The 19385-nt window shown below is 39.0% G+C and carries 21 protein-coding genes; 18 read left to right on the top strand and 3 right to left on the bottom strand.

Annotation, left to right across the window (positions count from 1 at the left end; all coding sequences use genetic code 11):
* The first annotated feature begins 4 nt into the window (after positions 1-4).
* On the top strand, positions 5-1501 hold the full coding sequence (locus CBF33_RS02200; protein ID WP_126761407.1) for a carboxypeptidase M32: 1497 nt from the start codon (positions 5-7) through the stop codon (positions 1499-1501).
* A gap of 35 nt (positions 1502-1536) precedes the next feature.
* On the opposite strand, the gene CBF33_RS02195 is transcribed toward CBF33_RS02200, so the two are convergent.
* Both CBF33_RS02195 and CBF33_RS02190 read right to left on the bottom strand, forming a co-directional pair.
* Positions 1537-2712 carry a dicarboxylate/amino acid:cation symporter gene (locus CBF33_RS02195; RefSeq protein ID WP_126761187.1) on the bottom strand — a complete coding sequence of 392 codons (1176 nt, stop codon included), beginning with the start codon at positions 2710-2712 and terminating at the stop codon, positions 1537-1539.
* Between the two features lie 89 nt (positions 2713-2801).
* Positions 2802-3197 carry a ribonuclease HI family protein gene (locus tag CBF33_RS02190; protein ID WP_126761185.1) on the bottom strand — a complete coding sequence of 132 codons (396 nt, stop codon included), beginning with the start codon at positions 3195-3197 and terminating at the stop codon, positions 2802-2804.
* A 77-nt stretch (positions 3198-3274) separates the two neighbouring features.
* Here CBF33_RS02190 and CBF33_RS02185 point away from each other — a divergent pair, with 77 nt between their 5' ends.
* Positions 3275-3709, top strand: a complete 435-nt coding sequence (locus CBF33_RS02185; RefSeq protein ID WP_126761183.1) for an EbsA family protein — start codon at positions 3275-3277, stop codon at positions 3707-3709.
* A 14-nt stretch (positions 3710-3723) separates the two neighbouring features.
* Here CBF33_RS02185 and CBF33_RS02180 read toward each other — a convergent pair whose 3' ends face one another.
* The gene (locus tag CBF33_RS02180) at positions 3724-3945 is read right to left on the bottom strand and encodes a cold-shock protein (RefSeq protein ID WP_126761181.1); all 222 of its coding nucleotides are present in this window, start codon (positions 3943-3945) and stop codon (positions 3724-3726) included.
* A gap of 215 nt (positions 3946-4160) precedes the next feature.
* On the opposite strand from CBF33_RS02180, the gene CBF33_RS09650 reads away from it, so the two are divergent.
* The 16 genes from CBF33_RS09650 (at position 4161) to CBF33_RS02105 (ending at position 19349) form a co-directional block, all read left to right on the top strand.
* On the top strand, positions 4161-4295 hold the full coding sequence (locus CBF33_RS09650) for a hypothetical protein (protein ID WP_023606256.1): 135 nt from the start codon (positions 4161-4163) through the stop codon (positions 4293-4295).
* A 106-nt stretch (positions 4296-4401) separates the two neighbouring features.
* The gene (locus tag CBF33_RS02175; RefSeq protein ID WP_126761179.1) at positions 4402-4788 is read left to right on the top strand and encodes a hypothetical protein; all 387 of its coding nucleotides are present in this window, start codon (positions 4402-4404) and stop codon (positions 4786-4788) included.
* Entirely contained in the window at positions 4785-5486 is a 702-nt protein-coding gene (locus CBF33_RS02170) for a CBS domain-containing protein (protein ID WP_126761177.1), read from the top strand. Before CBF33_RS02175 ends, CBF33_RS02170 begins: the two co-directional genes overlap by 4 nt.
* Positions 5470-5952: a signal peptidase II gene (lspA, locus tag CBF33_RS02165; protein ID WP_235047333.1), complete on the top strand. Its 483-nt coding sequence runs from the start codon at positions 5470-5472 to the stop codon at positions 5950-5952. Before CBF33_RS02170 ends, lspA begins: the two co-directional genes overlap by 17 nt.
* Before the next feature lie 3 nt (positions 5953-5955).
* Positions 5956-6858, top strand: coding sequence for an RluA family pseudouridine synthase (locus CBF33_RS02160; RefSeq protein WP_126761174.1), 903 nt, complete (start codon positions 5956-5958; stop codon positions 6856-6858).
* A gap of 209 nt (positions 6859-7067) precedes the next feature.
* Complete coding sequence (gene pyrR, locus CBF33_RS02155; protein ID WP_126761172.1) at positions 7068-7598, top strand: bifunctional pyr operon transcriptional regulator/uracil phosphoribosyltransferase PyrR; 531 nt, start codon at positions 7068-7070, stop codon at positions 7596-7598.
* A gap of 137 nt (positions 7599-7735) precedes the next feature.
* Positions 7736-9028: a solute carrier family 23 protein gene (locus CBF33_RS02150; RefSeq protein WP_126761170.1), complete on the top strand. Its 1293-nt coding sequence runs from the start codon at positions 7736-7738 to the stop codon at positions 9026-9028.
* 24 nt (positions 9029-9052) lie between these two features.
* On the top strand, positions 9053-9979 hold the full coding sequence (locus CBF33_RS02145) for an aspartate carbamoyltransferase catalytic subunit (protein ID WP_126761168.1): 927 nt from the start codon (positions 9053-9055) through the stop codon (positions 9977-9979).
* Between the two features lie 3 nt (positions 9980-9982).
* Entirely contained in the window at positions 9983-11281 is a 1299-nt protein-coding gene (locus tag CBF33_RS02140; protein ID WP_126761166.1) for a dihydroorotase, read from the top strand.
* Positions 11278-12363, top strand: coding sequence for a carbamoyl phosphate synthase small subunit (locus tag CBF33_RS02135; protein ID WP_126761164.1), 1086 nt, complete (start codon positions 11278-11280; stop codon positions 12361-12363). The genes CBF33_RS02140 and CBF33_RS02135 overlap by 4 nt, the downstream gene beginning before the upstream one ends.
* Positions 12356-15535, top strand: coding sequence for a carbamoyl-phosphate synthase large subunit (carB, locus tag CBF33_RS02130; RefSeq protein ID WP_126761162.1), 3180 nt, complete (start codon positions 12356-12358; stop codon positions 15533-15535). The genes CBF33_RS02135 and carB overlap by 8 nt, the downstream gene beginning before the upstream one ends.
* A gap of 20 nt (positions 15536-15555) precedes the next feature.
* Positions 15556-16344, top strand: coding sequence for a dihydroorotate dehydrogenase electron transfer subunit (locus CBF33_RS02125; RefSeq protein WP_126761160.1), 789 nt, complete (start codon positions 15556-15558; stop codon positions 16342-16344).
* The gene (locus CBF33_RS02120) at positions 16341-17258 is read left to right on the top strand and encodes a dihydroorotate dehydrogenase (protein WP_126761158.1); all 918 of its coding nucleotides are present in this window, start codon (positions 16341-16343) and stop codon (positions 17256-17258) included. The genes CBF33_RS02125 and CBF33_RS02120 overlap by 4 nt, the downstream gene beginning before the upstream one ends.
* Before the next feature lies 1 nt (position 17259).
* Complete coding sequence (gene pyrF, locus CBF33_RS02115) at positions 17260-17973, top strand: orotidine-5'-phosphate decarboxylase (RefSeq protein WP_126761156.1); 714 nt, start codon at positions 17260-17262, stop codon at positions 17971-17973.
* Position 17974: 1 nt separating this feature from the next.
* Entirely contained in the window at positions 17975-18607 is a 633-nt protein-coding gene (gene pyrE, locus CBF33_RS02110) for an orotate phosphoribosyltransferase (protein WP_126761154.1), read from the top strand.
* A gap of 25 nt (positions 18608-18632) precedes the next feature.
* Positions 18633-19349, top strand: coding sequence for a carbonic anhydrase family protein (locus tag CBF33_RS02105; RefSeq protein WP_126761152.1), 717 nt, complete (start codon positions 18633-18635; stop codon positions 19347-19349).
* Positions 19350-19385: the final 36 nt, after the last annotated feature.

Below are 19385 nucleotides of genomic sequence, written 5' to 3'. Positions count from 1 at the left end.
ACATATGACAGAAAAAGCCTTTCTTGAGCATTTAAAGGAAATGTCTCTTATTTCGCAAACATTAGGATTATTAGAATGGGATGTTCAAACCGGTATGCCGGAAGCAGCAGCGGAACATCGTTCGGAGGTTGTCAGTTATATGAGTGGCAAGCACTTCGATTTAGCAAATGGGGAAAAGATGACGTCATTCATTGACTATTTTTCTGAGAATTTAGCGGAACTTTCGCCTTTTGCTCAAGAGGTATTTGCGGATGTAAAAGAGAGTTATGAGCTGAATAACAATGTACCTCAAGACCGAATTATTGCTTACAGTAAAGCATTGTCAAAAGCTCATCAATCTTGGGTGCAGGCAAGAGATGCGAAAGATTTTGCTATCTTTCTACCAGCGTTAGAAGAATTAGTAGCATTTAATAAAGAGTTTATTCCTTATCGTCAAAAGAACCAACGCACAGACTATGATGTATTACTTGATTTATATGAGCCTGACATGACAGTAGCGAAGTTAGATGATATTTTTGAAACCTTAAAAGAGGGCATTATTTCTCTTAGAAAAGAAATTGCCGAAAAAGGAACGCCTCCTGAAACAGACTTTATACATCGCTATGTTAGTAAAGAAGCGCAAAAAGAGTTTGTCTTAGAAGTTATTGAACAATTAGGATACGACTTATCTCGTGGTCGTTTAGATGATACCATTCATCCATTTATGCTAGGTATCAATCGACAAGATGCCCGTATCACAACGCGTTGGAACGAACATGACTTTTTAATGGCGACATTAGGAGTCATTCATGAAGCGGGACACGGTATGTACGAGCAAAATATTGATGAAAAATATGATCATACACCGTTATCACGTGGAACGTCTATGGGAATTCATGAATCACAGTCATTATTTAATGAAATCATTGTAGGGAGTAGTCGTGCTTTTTGGCAACGTCAGTACCCACGTTTACAAGCAATAACTGGTGATACCTTTGCTGATATAGACTTTGAAACATTTTATCGTGGGATTAAACAAAGCAAATCGAGCTTGATTCGTATTGAAGCAGATGCTTTAACCTACCCACTGCATATTATCATCCGTTATGAAATCGAGAAAATGATTTTTAATGAGGAGATTAATCTTGCTGATTTACCACAAATCTGGAACGATAAATATGAAGAATATTTAGGCATTCGCCCCGAAAATGATTTGGAGGGAATTTTACAAGATGTTCACTGGGCTGGCGGTAGTTTTGGTTATTTCCCTTCCTATGCATTGGGCTTTATGTATGCAGCACAGCTTTATCATGCGATGAATCAGCAATTTGATGTTGAAGCAGTCTTGGCATCAGAGGATTATTCACGTATTATTGAGTGGAATAAGAAACATATTCATCAATTCGGTGCTTCTAAAAAACCTAATGAATTAATTTTAAATGCGACAGGTGAGGTACTCAATCCAACCTATTTAATCGATTATATGCGAAAAATATTTTTTGACGTGTATCAAGTGCAATAAAAAAAGCCGATGAGTTTGCTCATCGGCTTTTTAGCTTAAACTAATTTCTTTTTGGAAGTTCGATTAGCAATCGCATCGACAATAGTTGCAATCGCTCCGTCTCCAGTAACGTTACATGCCGTACCAAAGCTATCCTGTGCAAGATATAAGGCAATGATTAATGATATCATGGCTGCATCAAAACCTAGAATTGATGCAAGAGGGCCTGTTGCAGCCATAACTGCACCACCAGGTACGCCTGGAGCAGCAATCATAATAATTCCTAAAACGAGAATAAAAGGAAACATCTCGCCAAAGTTTGGTAAGTGGTCTTTCATAAATAAAATGGCCATAGAACAGCTGACTAATGTAATGGTACTGCCAGCTAAGTGAATATTAGCGCATAATGGAATGACAAAGTCGACAATTCGCTCAGAGATCCCCGTTTTTTTTGCTTGTTGTAAAGTAACAGGTATAGTGGCAGCGGATGATTGTGTCCCGACAGCTGTAAAATATGCTGGCGCCATTGTTTTTAATAAAAAGAACGGATTTTTCTTATTCATTGATCCTGCAACTGAGTATAAGAAAATCAGATAAATGATATGTAAAATTATAATCATTAAAAAGACTTTCGCAAAAATACTTAAAATTGTCTGAACTTGTCCGGCATAAGTCATATTTGCAAAGATTCCGAAAATATGGAATGGCAATAAAGGAATAATTGCTTTTTGCAATGTCCATATAACTATTGATTGAAATTCATCGAAAACTTGAAATAGTTGATTACTTTTTAAAGTACTTAGACCTAATCCTATCATAAATGAAAGCACTAAAGCTGTCATCACATCCATAATCGGTGGAATTTCTATAGTTAGTAAACTTTTAACAAGCCCTTCGCTTGGATCACTAATATTTTTCATCATAGTTAAATGAAGCATTTTGGGATAAAGTAACCGTGCTACTGAAAATGCAAAAATGCCAGCAATAATACTTGATAGATAAGCGGTTAAGGTTGTCACCCCGAGAAGTTTGCCCGCATCTTGTGATAGAGAGCCAATCCCAGGGACAATAAAACCAATAATAATCAACGGAACAATAAATGATAAGAAACTTCCAAAGATCTGGTTAAATGTCGCACTAAGTTGAATAACTACCAGGGGGGCAAAGGTTCCTGTCATCACCCCTAAAATAACGGCGATAACAATTTTCAATAATAATGGTATTTTTTTCATAAAACATCCTCCTGGTTTCTCATTAGATTATTATTATTATATCATTATATTTTAATTTGTAAAGAGGAAATGAAAGAAATAATGTAAATTCATTTTTTATTCAAGGCTTGTCGAGCCAAGTTATCAGCGCCTTTATTTTGCTTTTCAGGAATCCATTGCAAAATAAAGAGATGACAGTGGTCTATCATATGATTGATACGTTGTAAATAGGGTGCAAAATGTTGATTTTTAGTATGACCTCGCTCAATCACTTGACTGACTACTTTACTATCTGTGAACATAAAAATCGTTTGATTTTCCCATTGTCGATTTAAGACATATTCCAACGCCCATTCAACCGCTCTAAACTCTGCTTCGTGGTTGCCCCTATCAGAAATAGGAATAGCATGTTGCTCGTATAGATTATGATCGCCAATCAGGACGATTCCAATACCACTAGGACCTGGATTGCCTTTTGTGGCTGCATCAACATAGATTTTTAACATAATTTACTCCTTTTTGCGTGTCAGTCTAATGTCGCTATGTTAAGATATAATAGAATGAGAAAAGGTGAGGAAGACGCGTGAATAAGAAAAACAGCACAGTTAAAATATACTGGCAGCCAGAATGGGCGACGAGTATCGTCTATTGGTCTTATACGATATTATTAGGTTGTTTAGCGCTGATTATTCAATTAGAATTAATTCGAGTAAATATCTATACCATTCTATTAGGAACAGCTAGTCTGATTTCTTTTGTAGTAGGAACTCAGCGTTATTTGATTGTCACTGAAAAAATTATTAAAACAGTGCCATTGTTAAAGAAAAATACTCAAATTATTGAAATTTATCATATCAAAAGCATCGATGTTTTAAACTTTTCAGTTACTATTACTCAACATGATGGCGCGACGATGACCATGCTAATGTTAAAGAAACAGCAAGTAAAACTTATAGAAGCATTATCGGACAACAATAATTTTCAAGGTATTATAATAAATAGAAAAGACATGGGATGAGTCCCATGTCTTTTTTAAAGACTTTCAGAATCTGAATCTAATATTTCTACATTTGTCGCTTGTTCACCACGTCGACCTTCAACAATATCAAAAGAAACGGGCTGGTTTTCTTTTAACGTTCTAAAACCATCACCTAAGATTCCTGTAAAATGAACAAAAACGTCCTCATCTTCGTGATAAGTAATGAATCCGTATCCTTTTTTGGCATCGAACCATTTCACTCTACCTTTTATCATTTTACATTCCTCCAATTAAAAGTATCGTACCTTTTCATTATAGAAGTAATTTCGAGAAAGGTCAATGATGAAACCTATTGGTAGCACAACATTATCCTGTTTGTGACATCTATGTTACAGACAGAATAAATTATATTACAAAGTCTAACAACTTGTTAACAACATCTCATTTTTTGCTATAATGATGGTGTTGAATACGTGTACAGGATGTGATAATGGTGCAGTCATGGAGAGAGTGGAGTTATAAATTAGGGTATGTTTGCGGTAAGTTTGTTTCGTTTTATCCCTCACAAATCAAAAAAACATGGGTTAAAATGACTGAGAAAACGACCGTTGTCACACGAAAATAAAAAATAGGGCTTACACGCCAAGTAGATTATCAATTTCTACTTGGCTTTTTTTGCTTTTAACGTTATGATAATAACGATACATGATATTGTAAGAAAAGGTGATAATATGAAAATAAATTTAAAACGAAAAGCAGGTTATATGGGGATAGGTTCTGCGATTAACGTATTAAAAAACAATCAAAAAATTGCTACGATTTCACCAGAAGAAACGATAGAAGTCGACGTTGAATCGGGGGACAAATTACAAGTAGTTTATGGTATTTTAAAAAGTGAAGTCTTTGATGTCACAGAAGAACATCAAGATCGTACTTTTGATGTTCATATGAACCCTGTCGTCTTTAATTTTTATGTGACTTACTTTACCTTGATTTTTATTATTCCTTTACTATTTAAATCATGGGTATTCGCAATAGCTTTAGTAGCCTTTTATGGCGTTTTCATTTGGTTAATGGGTAAGAAATTCTACATTATGGAAGAAGTGGCTGAAAAGTGACCTTAGCTTCAGATGAGTTCTTAGCTAGTTTTAATCGTATTGAAAAATGGTTACAAAAAGAATTACCTGGAGATGAACGCTTTGGTTTTTCAGAGTTAGTGCGAAGAGCAAGTAAGCAAAAGATTAGCGTTATTGAAGAGTATGAAGATGATTTATTGCAGATTGCACAATTACGAAATGCTATTATTCATGATCGTATTTCACCAGATTTTGTGATAGCCGAGCCAAATGAATGGGTGCTCAATCGTCTCATCGAAATTGAAAAACGCTTAACCCATCCAGAGATGGTTTTACCTCGTTACGAGAAGTATGTAACAGGATTTGAAGAAGATATACCGCTGACTGAGCTACTAAAAATTGTAGCGCAACATGGTTACTCACAATTCCCTATTTATCGTAAAGGGACATTTTTAGGCTTGATTACGGCGCATGGACTAGGTATTTGGATGGCAAAGCAACATAAAAATGATTGTTTACAAATCGGCGGTTTACACGCGAAAGATGTTTTGATTAGCGACCGTCGTAGTCAAAATTTTCGCTTTGCTTCTGCTACGACATTTGTATATGAAGTGACGCGTTGGTTTCATACAAATCCTTCTTTAGAGGCGGTTCTTATCACACGTGATGGTAAGCCTAATGGTAATTTATTGGGTATCATTCGTCCAAAAGATGTTTTTCAAAATGAATGGAGAAATTGAGGAAGCATATATGTGGTTTTTATTAATTATCGCAATCGTTATAGGGTTAGACCAGTGGTTAAAGTTTTGGGTAACAGAACATATTGGCTACGGTGAAACGCTATTTGACAATAATCCCATTTTGTCACTGACAAACATTCACAACGAAGGCGCAGCCTGGAGTATATTAGAAGGGAAAATGTGGTTCTTTTATCTCGTCACTTTTTTAACTGTTGGAGCGACATCGTTTATCTTAATTAAATATCGTTATGAGTCTAAATGGCTAACGATTGGCCTTAGTTTAATTATTGGTGGCGCATTAGGGAACTTTATTGACCGTTTACGTTTAAATTATGTTGTGGATATGTTTCAAACAAATTTCATGAATTTTCCAATATTTAATATTGCAGACGTCGCTTTAACGATTGGCGTTATCTGTGTTTTTATTTATATTATGTTAGATGACGCATTAGAAATGGTAGGATAAAAAATGTTAGAACAATTAGAATTAATCATTAGTGATGAAAAGGGACGTCTTGATAAGGTGTTAGCGGATACGTATAGTGATTATTCCCGCTCACAAATCCAACAATGGTTGAAAGCTGGATATGTGACAGTAAACGATATGCCTGTTGCGGCTCGTTATAAGGTTGCTACCGGAGATAAAATTGTCATCTCAAGACCTTCACCAGAAAAGTTAACAGTTGAACCTGAAGATATTCCACTAGACATCGTGTACGAAGATGACGATTTACTTGTCGTGAATAAACCACAAGGAATGGTTGTTCATCCGTCAAAGGGTCATGCCTCTGGTACATTAGTAAACGCGCTTCTTTATCATTCGCGAGATATTGCTAGTATAAACGATGTCGTCCGTCCGGGGATTGTTCATCGGATTGACAAAGATACGTCAGGATTGTTAATGGTGGCGAAAAATGACGTGACGTTAAGAGGGCTACAACAACAATTACAAGCACATACTGTCAAGCGAGAGTATATTGCCTTGGCTCATGGTGTCATTGTGCACGAGCGAGGTAAGATTGATGCTCCTATCGGTCGAGATCCACACAATCGCGTCACTCAAACCGTCATTGAGTCTGGAAAGCCTGCCGTCACACATTTTCAAGTAATGGAGCGGTACCAAGACTATACACTGTGTCGCTGTCGTTTAGAAACAGGACGGACACATCAGATACGTGTGCATATGGCGTATATTGAACATCCTATTGCAGGTGATCCTGTATATGGACCTAACGTCACTTTAGAAGGAGCAGGACAGTATTTACATGCTGCGACACTAGGATTTACTCATCCGAGAACGAATGAAACACTTTATTTTGAAGCTCCTTTACCAACATATTTTGAATCAGCTTTAAAAAACTTAGCAAAATAGTTTGCAATTTAGATGAAAAACAGGTATGATAATTTTAATCAAATAGAAATCCTTTAAAGTGGTCCTGTGAGGCTAACAAGGAAAGACACGACACGATTAGTTTGTACCTTAGAGATACTCTAAGTATGCACTATTCTCAATGTTTAAACGTCCATCCTACTTCACAGCGAAGTAGGATTTTTTTATTATAAAGATTAGGGGGAAATGAGATGACAAAGAAAGTGGTAGACGAGATGACGATGACACGCGCGTTAACACGTATCACGTATGAAATTATTGAAAGAAATAAAGGCATCGATGACATTGTGTTAGTGGGCATTAAAACACGAGGAATCTTTTTAGCTAATCGAATAGCTGATCGTTTGGAACAGTTAGAAGGAAAGAAAATCCCAGTTGGTGAGTTAGATATTACGTTATATCGAGATGATAAGCCAGGAAAATCAGATAGAGATGCCCAAGTGAACGGGACTAATATTCCTGTTGATATTCAAGGAAAACAAGTCATCTTAGTAGATGATGTCTTGTTTACAGGTAGAACGATTCGTGCGGCACTAGATGCGCTCATGGATATCGGTCGCCCTGAAAAAATATCGGTCGCTGTTTTAGTCGATCGAGGCCACCGTGAATTACCAATTCGTGCGGATTTTGTTGGAAAAAATATTCCAACATCCCTAGATGAAGAAATTATTGTTAAGATGAAAGAAATTGACGGAGAAGATGGTGTAACCATCGCGAAATAAATTTGAATAGCTTGCTTTTTAATTGAGTACAGAGAGACGCAAAAAAGCGACCATTAACTTACTGACAGGATGAGTAGGTTTAATTTGAGCAGTCTCTATTGATAGAGGCTGCTTTTTTTATTATGAAGGAGGATATTATGAAAACAACACAATCATTTAGAAATCCAGATGCTGTATTGGATATACAAGATAAACCGAAAGCGAGTCAGTGGTTATTACTTAGCTTTCAGCACTTATTTACGATGTTCGGTGCGACTGTTTTAGTGCCAATTCTAGTCGGAATCGATCCAAGTGTTGCTCTATTTAGTTCAGGTATTGGAACAATGGTTTATATTATCGCGACTGGGGCAAAAATCCCTGCTTATCTTGGCAGCAGTTTTGCCTTTATACCAGCAATGACGTTACTTTTAAAAGACCCCGATGCTGGCTACGCTGCAGTAGCGCAAGGTGCTATAACGACGGGACTTGTCTATATCATCGTGGCGATGATTATAAAGCGACATGGAGCAGATTGGATAGAAAAGCTATTACCTCCCATCGTCGTTGGGCCTGTTATTATGGTTATCGGTCTTGGTTTAGCTGCTAATGCAGCTAATAATGCGATGTTTGATATCAATGGTGATTACAGTCCAAAATATATCATGGTCGCATTAATAACACTGGGACTTACCATTATTTTTAATATGTTTTTAAAAGGGTTTCTAGGATTAATTCCGATACTACTAGGTATCGTCAGTGGCTACTTTGTTGCACTAGGTTTTGGCATTGTAGACTTGAGTATTATCAAAAATGCCGCATGGATACAAGCACCTGATTTTCATTTTATCTTATTAGAGGGAAGCAAAGGGATTCAGTGGAGCGCCATCTTAATGATGGCACCGATTGCGTTTGTGACAATGACAGAACATATGGGGCATATCACCGTCTTAAACCGTTTAACAAAACGTGATTTTTTCCAAAACCCTGGTTTACATCGCACGCTACTTGGTGATGGACTTGCTCAAATCACGGCTGGTTTAGTGGGTGGACCACCTGTGACGAGCTACGGAGAAAACATTGGTGTCCTAGCAATCACTAGAATTCATAGTGTCTTTGTTATTGGAGGAGCAGCCGTCTTAGCTATGATTTTAAGTTTTGTTGGTAAGGTTAGCGCAGTCATCCATAGTATTCCAAGTCCAGTTATATCAGGTATTAGCTTTATCTTGTTTGGCGTCATTGCTTCTAGTGGATTAAAAATTCTGATTGAACAAAAAATTGATTTTGATAAAAAACGCAACCTTATTATTGCATCAGTTATTTTAGTAGTAGGAATTGGCGGGTTAATCTTTAAAGTAGGAACTTTTGAATTACAAGGAATGGCACTTGCAACATTATTTGGGATTATTTTAAATCTAATTTTACCGGAAGAAGCAGCGAGCGAAAAAGAATAACGAATCAGAGAGGATGACATCATTGTGATTATCAATCGAGAACAAGTAAGTTTAAAACATTTATTAACTGTCGAAGCACTTAATAATCAAGAAGTATTAGGGTTGATTCGTCGTGCGCAACAGTTTAAACAAGGTGTGGCTTCGCCTAAATTGAAACGCGATTATTATGCCGCAAACTTATTTTTTGAAAATAGTACGCGAACGCATAAGAGTTTCGACATGGCTGAGCGCAAGATGGGATTAAATGTGATTGAATTTGACACGTCTACAAGCTCAGTTAATAAAGGGGAATCCCTCTATGATACGGTTTTAACAATGTCAGCGATTGGTGTCGATGTGTGTGTGATTCGTCATTCAGAAGAAAACTACTATCATCAATTAATGGAAAGTAAAACCATTCGATGTAGTTTAATCAACGGAGGCGACGGAAGTGGGCAGCATCCAACACAGTGTTTGTTAGACTTGATGACGATTTATGAAGAGTTTGGTCGTTTTAAAGGACTTAATGTCGCGATAGTCGGCGATATTACGCACTCGCGCGTGGCAAAATCAAATATGCAAATGCTTAAGCGATTAGGAGCTAATGTCTTCTTCTCTGGACCTGATGAATGGTACGACGCACAATATGAAGCATTTGGAACGTTTATGGCATTGGATGAGTTAGTGCCTAACATGGATGTCATCATGCTCTTGCGTGTACAACATGAACGGCATGACGGGACCGAGTTATTTGATAAGGAAGCTTATCACCAAGCGTACGGTTTAACAGAGGAGCGAGCAAGTCATATGGCAAAACATGCGATTATCATGCATCCAGCTCCTGTCAATCGAGATGTTGAATTAGCGGATAGTTTAGTTGAATCGTTATCTTCGCGGATCGTCATGCAAATGACGAACGGCGTATTTATGAGAATGGCAATATTAGAAGCAATCTTAGAAGGGAAGGCTTAAGACATGGCAATTTTATTGAAAAACGGCTTTTGTTTAAATGGACATAATGAATGGGTGGCAACTGATTTACTAATAGAAGATGGAAAAATTAGAGCGAAGGGACTAGCACTTGAAGATGTTAGAATTAACGGAAATCTAGAAATTATTGATTGTGCTGATAAGTTAATTGCTCCTGGGTTTGTCGACGTTCACGTCCATTTTCGTGAACCAGGTTTCACGCATAAAGAAACCATACAGACGGGAAGTCTTGCTGCCGCTCGTGGAGGCTTTACTACAGTCTGTGCGATGCCTAATCTTGATCCCGTCCCAGATAATGTTTCGGACTTTTTAGATATTGAGCAACGTATTGAAAAAGATGCTGTTATCGACGTTCGCCAGTATGCTCCGATTACCAAAAGCCTAAGAAGTGAAACGCTAGTGGATATGGCCGCTTTAAAAGAAGCTGGTGCTTTTGCCTTCACGAATGATGGTGTGGGAGTCCAAACAGCTGGCACGATGTATCTAGCAATGAAGAAAGCGAAAGAGTTAGAGATGAGTATTGTCGCACATACAGAGGATGAATCACTTCTCTTTGGCGGATGTATGCATCACGGCGCTCAATCGGAAAAGCTTGGTCTGCCTGGCATTTTAAGCGCAACAGAATCATCTCAAATCGCTCGTGATTGTTTACTTGCGGAAGAAACTGGCGTTCATTATCATGTTTGTCATGTTTCAACCAAAGAAAGTGTTCGAGTCATACGAGATGCTAAACGAGCAGGGGTCAATGTAACAGCAGAAGTCTGTCCACATCATTTGATTTTAACAGATGCTGCCATTACATCGGATAATAGTCAGTTTAAAATGAATCCACCTTTACGTGCGGAAGAAGACCGGTTAGCTTTAATTGAAGGTCTACTCGATGGAACAATCGACTGTTTAGCGACTGACCATGCGCCACATCATGCTGATGAAAAAGCTCTTTCCATGACAGAAGCGCCTTTTGGAATTGTGGGAAGTGAAACGGCATTTGCCTTGATGAATCATCACTTTGTAAAAACTGGGATTTTCACATTGCAACAAGTGATTGATTGGCTGACATACAAACCAGCTCGATTATTTAAGCTACCAGTGGGAACGCTAGATATTGGTGCACGTGCAGATATTACTGTGTTAGATGTTGAAAAACAATATGAAATTAACGAACAGGACTTTGCTTCTAAGTCACATAATACGCCATTTTTAAATCAAACGGTGACGGGACAAGTTCTATACACTTTCTCAAACGGTCAAAAAGTTTGGGGTGAACAGGAGGAACGGTCATGAAACGATTTTTACTATTAGAAGATGGAACGGTTTTAGAAGGCAAAGCGTTTGGTTCTCTTAAACCTACAACAGGTGAATTAGTTTTTACGACGTGTATGACAGGCTATCAAGAAACGATTACCGACCAAAGTTTTAACGGTCAGATTGTTGTCTTTACATACCCTCTGATCGGTAATGTAGGAATTAATCGAGATGATTCCGAATCGATTCAACCAAGTTGTAAAGGTGTCGTAGTGAATGAATTAGCTCGTCGACCATCTAACTGGCGTCATCATCTTTCACTGGATGATTTTCTTAAGCAACGAGGGATTCCTGGGATTGCTGAAATTGATACACGTGCATTAACTAAACGTATTCGTGCGAACGGTACTTTAAAAGCGACGTTTATCAATGAAGGGGTCGACCTAGAACATGCGTTAGATCAATTAAGAGCGACTGTTTTACCAACACAGACCGTTGCTGAAGTTTCAACGAAAACTGCTTATCCCAGTCCGGGAACAGGTAAAAAAATTGTTGTAATGGATTTCGGTTTAAAACACAGCATACTCAGAGAATTAAACAAACGTCAATGTGATATTACCGTCGTGCCTTATCATACATCAGCCGAGGAAATTGCTAGTATGAGTCCAGACGGCATATTATTAAGTAATGGACCGGGAAATCCAGCTGCTTTACCCACTGTTTTACCGGTTATTCAAACATTACAGCAACGCTTTCCAATGTTTGGTATCTGTCTAGGACACCAACTACTTTGTTTAGCTAATGGGGCAAAAACAGAACCTTTATCATTTGGTCATCGTGGTGGTAATCATCCTGTTAGAGAAATTGCTACAGGTGATGTTCGTTTTACTTCTCAAAATCATCAATATGTTGTAGCGAAAGATAGTTTAAGAGAGACACCACTATTATTAACCTATGAACATCTTAATGACGGAAGTGTGGAGGGGGTAAAACATCAAGAGTTACCAGTATTCAGTGTACAGTTTCATCCAGACGCTGCACCAGGTCCACACGATACCCTTACGATATTCGACGATTTTATGAGTTTGATTGAAAGTTGGAAGGAGCAAACACATGCCTAAAAGAAATGACATCAAGAAAATATTAGTAATTGGCTCTGGCCCAATCGTTATCGGACAAGCAGCAGAATTTGACTATGCTGGAACGCAAGCCTGTCTATCGTTAAAAGAAGAAGGGTATGAAGTTGTTCTTATTAATTCAAATCCTGCAACGATTATGACCGACAAAGAAATCGCTGACCGAGTTTATATTGAACCAATCACACTAGAATTTGTTTCAGCCATTATTCGCAAGGAGCGTCCCGATGCGCTTCTACCAACACTTGGTGGACAAACTGGTTTAAACATGGCTATGGCGTTATCAAAAGCGGGGATTTTAGAACAATATGATGTGGAATTGCTTGGAACAAAATTATCGGCGATTGATCAAGCAGAATATCGCGACCTTTTTAAACAACTTATGGAAGAGTTGGAGCAGCCGATACCAGAAAGTACGATTGTAACGACAGTCGAAGAAGCGTTAGCATTTGCTAATGAAATCGGTTATCCACTCATCGTACGACCTGCATTTACTCTGGGAGGAACAGGTGGTGGAATGTGCGATGATGAAGAGAGCTTGATTGCTATTACGAAGAATGGCTTAAAACTGTCGCCAGCCACTCAGTGCCTCATCGAAAAAAGTATCGCAGGTTATAAAGAGATTGAATACGAAGTCATGCGCGATGCAGCTGACAATGCGATTGTGGTTTGTAATATGGAAAATTTTGACCCAGTCGGTATTCACACAGGCGATTCCATTGTTTTTGCACCAAGTCAAACTTTAACGGACGTCGAGCATCAACTGCTCCGTGACGCGTCATTAAAAATCATACGTGCCTTAGAAATTGAAGGGGGCTGTAATGTACAATTAGCTTTAGACCCTGACAGTTTTAACTACTATGTCATTGAAGTTAATCCAAGAGTGAGTCGTTCTTCAGCCTTAGCTAGTAAAGCAACAGGCTATCCAATTGCCAAACTAGCAGCAAAAATCGCTGTTGGATTGACATTAGATGAAATCAAGAATCCCGTTACTCAAACGACATACGCCGCTTTTGAACCCACATTAGACTATGTTGTCAGTAAAATCCCACGTTGGCCTTTTGATAAATTTGATAAAGGGGAACGTCGTTTAGGAACACAAATGAAAGCGACTGGCGAAGTAATGGCGATGGGACGAACGTTAGAAGAATCTCTTTTAAAAGCAGTGCGTTCATTAGAAATTGGCATGAAGCATCTCGATCTTCCAGAAGCACAAGAAGCGAGTGACGATGACTTAATTATAAAAATGATTAAACCGCAAGATGACCGTCTTTTCTACTTGGTTGAGGCGCTAAAGCGTGGCTATACAATTGAAGAGTTAAATCAATTAACTAAGATCGACTTATACTTTTTAGATGTCTTAGCGCATATTATTGAAATAGAAGAAGAACTAAAGGTTAAGCCTTTTGATAGTAGCATATTAAAGAAAGCAAAACGCTACGGCTTAACTGATGAAATTATTGCCCAAATGTGGGAAACGGATGAGCAGGTCATTCGCGACTTGCGTAAAAAAGAAAACGTCTTACCAACCTATAAAATGGTTGATACATGTGCGGGAGAATTTGATTCAGCAACGCCTTACTTTTATAGTACGTATGCACAAGAACAAGAAAGTACGCGTTCTGAACGACCATCCATCTTAGTTTTAGGTTCTGGACCGATAAGGATTGGACAGGGAGTCGAATTTGACTACGCGACGGTTCACTCCGTTAAAGCGATACAATCACTTGGTTATGAAGCAATTATTATGAATAGCAATCCGGAAACTGTATCGACGGACTTTTCTATCTCCGATAAACTTTACTTTGAACCTTTAACGTTTGAAGATGTCATGAATGTCATTGAATTGGAACAGCCTGAAGGGGTCATCGTGCAATTTGGTGGTCAAACAGCGATTAATCTGGCAGAACCTTTACATCGAGCTGGTGTAAAAATTATGGGAACGAGTATTGAAGATTTAGACCGAGCGGAAAATCGCGATTTATTTGAACAAGCCTTACAAGCATTAAACATTCCACAACCATTAGGTAGTACGGCAATGAAGACGGAAACGGCGCTTGAGATAGCTAAAAAAATTGGTTATCCCGTATTAGTTCGGCCAAGTTATGTGTTAGGTGGTCGAGCGATGGAAATTGTCGATAATAAGGAAGATTTACGGGCTTATATGATAGACGCTTTTAAAGCCTCACCAGATCACCCTATCCTTATTGACCGATATATTACCGGACTAGAGTGTGAAGTCGATGCGATTTGTGACGGCAAGACGGTATTAATCCCTGGTATTATGGAACATGTGGAACGAGCAGGTGTTCACTCAGGAGATTCTATGGCGGTCTATCCACCGCAAAGACTCTCAGAAAAAGTTGTCGCTAAAATTGAAGCGTATACTGAAAAATTAGCATTAGGACTAAACTGTTTAGGAATCATGAACATCCAATTTGTCATAGACGGAGAAGAGGTTTATGTCATTGAAGTTAACCCTCGAGCGAGTCGAACGGTACCTTTCTTAAGTAAAGTGACCGATATTCCAATGGCTCAAATTGCCACTCGAGCAATTTTGGGCGAGCGCTTAATCGATATGGGGTATCAAACTGGATTGTATCCGAATCAGGAACTTGTTTCTGTTAAAGCACCTGTTTTTTCGTTTGAAAAGTTACAAGCGGTCGATAGTTATTTAGGTCCTGAAATGAAATCTACTGGGGAAGTAATGGGAACAGATCGCACATTAGAAAAAGCATTGTATAAAGCATTTGAAGCGAGCGGTATGCATTTACCTGAGACAGGTGCCGTATTAATGACCATTGCCGATGAAACGAAAGCTGAGGCTTTAGAAATAGCCAAAGAATTTGATGCAATTGGTTATGAACTCTATGCTACAGCCGGCACAAGTCGCTTTTTAAATGAGAATGGCTTACGTACGACCGTAGTAGCTAGGGTTAGTCAAGAAGCGGAAGAGACCGTTGTCGACGTCATTCGAACTGGAAAAGTCCAGGTCGTTGTCAATACAATGGATAAAAAAAGAACAGGTGCATCAGACGGCTTTATGATTCGACGAACAGCAGTTGAAAACGGTGTTCCTTTGCTGACATCTTTAGATACAGCCAAAGCCATTTTGAGTGTGATGGTATCACAACGCATGAGTGTTCAAGCATTATAATATGTAAGGAGACAAAAGAGATGAAACAAGAATTGATGAAAGTCGTATCACAACGTTTAATTGCTCATAATATATATGAAATGGTAATGACAGGTGAATTAGTTACAGAAATGAACACGCCCGGACAATTTTTACATTGTTTAGCTCCAAGAGCCGATTTACTGTTGAGACGTCCTATTAGTATCGCTGATATTAATCATCAAGAGCAAACTTGTACGATTATTTATCGAGCAGACGGTGACGGTACACGCGCGATGAGCACTTTAGTCGCAGACGATACGATTGATATTATGGGACCACTTGGTAAAGGTTTTCCGGTTGAGGATATTAGTGAACGAGAAGAAATTCTGATTGTAGGTGGTGGAATCGGGGTTCCGCCTTTACATGAAGTTGCTAAACAAGCTTATTTAAGAGGCGCTAAGGTCACCAGCTTACTTGGATTTGCAACAGAAAAAGTAGTGTACTATGAAGAAGCATTTCGTCAATTCGGAGACACCCTTATTGCAACAGATGACGGTTCTTACGGATTTAATGGTCATGTTGGACAATTACTCGCCAAACATTTAGAAGAAAATCCGACCGAATACAGTGCTATATACGCTTGCGGTGCCAAAGGGATGTTAAAACTGATTTCAGACTCGTTTGGTTATCATCCGCGTGCCTATGTTTCTATGGAAGAACGAATGGCTTGCGGTATGGGAGCTTGTTACGCTTGTAATTGTCAAGTGAAGCAAGCAGACGGGTCTGTTACAACGAAAAAAGTTTGTGATCAAGGGCCTGTTTTTAAAGCAGGGGAGGTAGTATTATGAACCGACTAAAAGTAGAATTACCGGGACTCTCTCTTAAAAATCCGATTATACCAGCTAGTGGTTGTTTTGGATTTGGCGAAGAATATGCCAAATACTACGATATCAGTCAGTTAGGTGCGATTATGGTCAAAGCGGCTACTCTCGAACCACGAGCAGGAAATCCGACTCCGCGTGTAGCAGAAACACCAAGCGGTATGTTGAACGCTATTGGCTTACAAAATCCGGGGCTTGATGTGATTATGAATGAAAAATTACCTGCGATAGAACAATATGATGTGCCGATTATTGCAAATGTCGCAGGTTATACGACGGAAGATTACGTTGAAGTATGTCGTCGCATTGGCGATGCGCCAAACGTCAAAGCGATTGAATTAAACATTTCCTGTCCCAATGTAAAATGTGGCGGGATTACGTTTGGAACAGATGCGCAAGTAGCTGGAGAGTTAACGAAAGCAGTTAAGGCGGTCGCAAAGGTACCCGTCTATGTGAAACTGTCACCGAACGTTACCGATATTGTGCCGATTGCAAAAGCAGTAGAAGCGGCTGGTGCTGATGGAATAACCATGATTAATACGCTCTTAGGAATGAGAATAGATTTAAAATCACGTCAACCTGTTTTAGCCAATCAAACGGGGGGATTGTCAGGACCAGGTATTAAACCTGTAGCGATTCGGTTAATCCACCAAGTCTCTCATGCAGTTTCTATTCCAATTATTGGAATGGGAGGCGTTATGACAGTCGATGACGTACTTGAGATGTTCCTTGCAGGAGCAAGCGCTGTCGCTGTGGGGACAGCAAATTTTACAGACCCTTATATCTGTCCGAAGTTAATCGATGCTTTACCTCAGAGAATGGACGAGTTAGGCATTGAAAGCATCGAACAATTAATTGCTGAAGTTAAGGAGGCACGTTAATATGCACAGACCGATTATCGCTCTTGATTTTCCTAACCAAAAAGAAGTCCTGAGATTTCTTAGTCAATTTCCTGATGACCTATCACTCTTTGTAAAAGTCGGTATGGAGTTGTTTTACCAAGAAGGGCCGTCAATTGTTCACTTGTTAAAAGAAAAAGGGCACGATGTCTTTTTAGATTTAAAACTACATGACATTCCCAATACAGTTCAGTCTGCTATGAAAGGAATCGCAAAGTTAGGTGTGACGATGACGAACGTTCATGCGGCAGGAGGAGTCGCTATGATGGAAGCGGCTTTAGCAGGACTCCATGCCGGCTCGCAGTCAAAACAAAAAGTACCTATTTTGCTGGCAGTTACTCAATTAACCTCAACTAGCGAAGAAATGATGCAAGCTGATCAGGGAATAAAGATGTCTCTAAATGAAAGTGTGTTACATTATGCGACACAGGTGAAAAAAAGCGGATTAGATGGCGTGGTTTGTTCTGCGTTAGAAGTTGAGATGTTAAAAAATCATATAGGGGAATCATTTGTTTGCTTGACACCGGGTATACGTCCGACTGATAGTCAACAAGGCGACCAAAAACGTGTTGTTACACCTAAACAGGCTAGACGTATCGGTTCAGATTATATCGTGGTAGGCCGTCCTATCACACAGGCGACAGATCCGTATGCTGCTTATCAACGCATCACAGAAGAATGGAATGGAGTGAAATAATATGACAAATGCCAAAGAAATTGCCAAACATTTACTTGATATTAAAGCGGTTAGTTTAAGCCCTACAGCGCCTTTTACTTGGGCAAGTGGCTTGAAAAGTCCTATTTATTGTGACAATCGAGTGACGATGAGCTATCCAGTAGTTCGTCGTCAAATAGCACAAGGATTGGCGCAGCTCATTCAAGATACATATGGAGAAATCGATGTCGTTGCTGGAACGGCTACGGCAGGTATCCCACATGCAGCGTGGGTAGCGGAAATTTTAGATTTGCCGATGATTTATATTCGAAGCAGTGCTAAAAAACACGGAAAAGGCAATCAAATTGAAGGAGTGCTACATGAAGGACAACGTGTGGTCGTCATTGAAGACTTAATATCAACAGGGGGAAGTGTCTTAGAAGCGACAGATGCTGTAGAAAATGCCGGTGGGAAAGTTTTAGGCGTTGCTGCTATCTTCACTTATGAATTAGCACAAGCAACAAAGCAGTTTTCTGATAAAAATATGGCGTTTGTAACCCTCACGCAGTATTCAACTCTCATTGAAGTCGCACGTGAAAATGGCGTTATTTCAGAAAATGAGTTAAAATTACTTATGCAGTGGCGCGAAAACCCGCAAGAATGGAATGCCCTGTAACGCTAAAATGAAATGAGTGAGGATTATGAAAAGTACCGCTTCAAATTTAATACTCCCATGGGATTATCATAATAATGGACCCGAAAGGTGGGCGACCTTGACAGACGATTTTAAAAAGGCCGGAGCAGAACCGCTTCAATCGCCAATTGCGTTAGGCAAAAACGAACTAACATCTGGAGCTTTACCCGATTCCTTGACTTTCCATTATCAAGCGACCATTTTTGAAAAATCCTTACAAACCTATACGTTACATTTACTACCAACACATCAAGAGAATACGATAGTTTGGCAAGATGTCACTTATATCTTAGAAGATATTCACTTTCATATTCCAAGTGAGCATACATTGGATGATAAGGCTAGCGAAATCGAGTTTCATTTCGTACATCGTAACCAACAAGATGAGTTACTTGTAATCGGCTGTTTATATAATCAGAGCGAAACAATAGCAGGTTTGTTTGATACAGGTCTATCCGAAGAACAACATTGGTACGAGTCAGCTGACAACATATCTTTTGATCCACGTATGTTATTACCTGTGTCACCAAGTTTCTATTATTATCATGGCTCCTTAACGACGCCTCCTACAGTTAGTGGTGTGAAATGGCTCGTAATGGATGATATTTATCATATACAGCCGCATTTATTTTTACAGCTAAAAGATTTTTTACAAAGTACGCACAATAATCGACCGTTACAACCGGCTTTTCATCGTATGGTGTGTCATTGTCCTAATCATTAATAGAAAGAAGAGTCTATGCTTTATGCCCTGCAAGAC

This window comes from Vagococcus lutrae (assembly GCF_003987555.1).
Lineage (GTDB): Bacteria > Bacillota > Bacilli > Lactobacillales > Vagococcaceae > Vagococcus_A > Vagococcus_A lutrae.
Note: the sequence above shows the minus strand (reverse complement) of the source record. Positions and strands in the feature narration are given on the sequence as shown.

Excerpts from the sequence above, each read along its gene's own strand:
- CBF33_RS02200 (WP_126761407.1), top strand. The coding sequence starts at position 5 with ATGACAGAAAAAGCCTTTCTTGAGCATTTAAAGGAAATGTCTCTTATT.
- CBF33_RS02195 (WP_126761187.1), bottom strand. The coding sequence starts at position 2,712 with ATGAAAAAAATACCATTATTATTGAAAATTGTTATCGCCGTTATTTTA.
- CBF33_RS02190 (WP_126761185.1), bottom strand. The coding sequence starts at position 3,197 with ATGTTAAAAATCTATGTTGATGCAGCCACAAAAGGCAATCCAGGTCCT.
- CBF33_RS02180 (WP_126761181.1), bottom strand. The coding sequence starts at position 3,945 with ATGATAAAAGGTAGAGTGAAATGGTTCGATGCCAAAAAAGGATACGGA.
- CBF33_RS09650 (WP_023606256.1), top strand. The coding sequence starts at position 4,161 with ATGGTGCAGTCATGGAGAGAGTGGAGTTATAAATTAGGGTATGTTTGC.
- CBF33_RS02175 (WP_126761179.1), top strand. The coding sequence starts at position 4,402 with ATGAAAATAAATTTAAAACGAAAAGCAGGTTATATGGGGATAGGTTCT.
- lspA (WP_235047333.1), top strand. The coding sequence starts at position 5,470 with ATGAATGGAGAAATTGAGGAAGCATATATGTGGTTTTTATTAATTATC.
- CBF33_RS02160 (WP_126761174.1), top strand. The coding sequence starts at position 5,956 with ATGTTAGAACAATTAGAATTAATCATTAGTGATGAAAAGGGACGTCTT.
- pyrR (WP_126761172.1), top strand. The coding sequence starts at position 7,068 with ATGACAAAGAAAGTGGTAGACGAGATGACGATGACACGCGCGTTAACA.
- CBF33_RS02150 (WP_126761170.1), top strand. The coding sequence starts at position 7,736 with ATGAAAACAACACAATCATTTAGAAATCCAGATGCTGTATTGGATATA.
- CBF33_RS02140 (WP_126761166.1), top strand. The coding sequence starts at position 9,983 with ATGGCAATTTTATTGAAAAACGGCTTTTGTTTAAATGGACATAATGAA.
- CBF33_RS02135 (WP_126761164.1), top strand. The coding sequence starts at position 11,278 with ATGAAACGATTTTTACTATTAGAAGATGGAACGGTTTTAGAAGGCAAA.
- carB (WP_126761162.1), top strand. The coding sequence starts at position 12,356 with ATGCCTAAAAGAAATGACATCAAGAAAATATTAGTAATTGGCTCTGGC.
- CBF33_RS02125 (WP_126761160.1), top strand. The coding sequence starts at position 15,556 with ATGAAACAAGAATTGATGAAAGTCGTATCACAACGTTTAATTGCTCAT.
- CBF33_RS02120 (WP_126761158.1), top strand. The coding sequence starts at position 16,341 with ATGAACCGACTAAAAGTAGAATTACCGGGACTCTCTCTTAAAAATCCG.
- pyrF (WP_126761156.1), top strand. The coding sequence starts at position 17,260 with ATGCACAGACCGATTATCGCTCTTGATTTTCCTAACCAAAAAGAAGTC.
- pyrE (WP_126761154.1), top strand. The coding sequence starts at position 17,975 with ATGACAAATGCCAAAGAAATTGCCAAACATTTACTTGATATTAAAGCG.
- CBF33_RS02105 (WP_126761152.1), top strand. The coding sequence starts at position 18,633 with ATGAAAAGTACCGCTTCAAATTTAATACTCCCATGGGATTATCATAAT.